1 protein-coding gene is annotated in these 1079 nt (G+C 45.8%); it reads left to right on the forward strand.

All coding sequences use genetic code 11. From position 1 onward, the window contains the following. The coding region (locus tag CWO08_RS23810; protein WP_146161789.1) for a hypothetical protein at positions 1-1079 on the forward strand (1079 nt) is incomplete at both ends.

The raw sequence follows: 1079 nt of genomic DNA on the forward strand, positions 1-1079 counted from the left end.
TGTTGTAAAATTCCGCATTGAGCCGAGTGAGTTTAATACCGGCGGTACTCTGAAATCTGATGGCTTAGTGATTGAGATTCGAGAAGAGCCTTCGGGTTCGGGTAACTACATTGGTTTCACCACAGATACTTCAAATGTCGAGACTACAGTCTTCACGCTTGAATTTAGCAGCACGACTTTAGGTGAATACACCTTCACGCTTATAGAAGCGATTGACCACACACCAATTCAAGGTAATAACGACCTAACGTTCAACTTGCCAGTGTACGCGGTTGATAGCGATGGCGATGATTCTCTAATGTCGCCACTTGCTGTGACGATTACCGATGATATCCAAGTCATGGTAGATGGCGCGTTTACGATTGAAGAGCCAACTGTGGCTGATTTAGCAGCGGGTACGCCGACAACTACGACTGTGAATGTTCTTGATCTAGAAGGGGCGGACGGCACGACCATCACCCAAATCAATTATGACAACGGCACAGTGTTTACGCTTGACCAGAGCAATACGGGAGAGCAGAAGTTTGTGGTTGCTGAAGGTTCGCTTTATGTCACGCTGCAAGGTGATGTGCGCTTTGAACCAAACCGTAACCTCGACCACACAAGTGGAGACATCGTTAAGTCGATAGTCGTGACTTCAAGCGACTCAGATAGTGATGTTGTTACTTCTACAGTCACGTTGACTATTACCGATGGTGACATCCCAACGATTGATAATGTACCGAGCGTTACTTTATCTGAAACTAATTTGAGTGATGGTTCTACGCCAAGTGGTGTCGCTGTAAGTCAAACAGAGACGATTACCTTCACTAATCAAAGTGATGATGTGGCGAGTTTCCGTATTGAACCGACAGAATTCAATGTTGGTGGGGCGCTTAAATCAAATGGGCTGGTGGTTGAACTAAAAGCAGACCCAAGCACACCAGGTGGTTATATCGGTTTTGTGACGGATGGTTCGAACGTTGAAACCAACGTGTTCACGATCAGTTTCTCTAGTACTACCCTCGGCCAATACACTTTCACGTTGTTGGAAGCATTAGACCATGTGGATGGTTTAGCGAACAACGATCTTAGCTTTG

Source organism: Vibrio sp. 10N.286.48.B8 (genome assembly GCF_003050085.1).
GTDB classification, from domain to species: Bacteria; Pseudomonadota; Gammaproteobacteria; order Enterobacterales; family Vibrionaceae; genus Vibrio; species Vibrio crassostreae.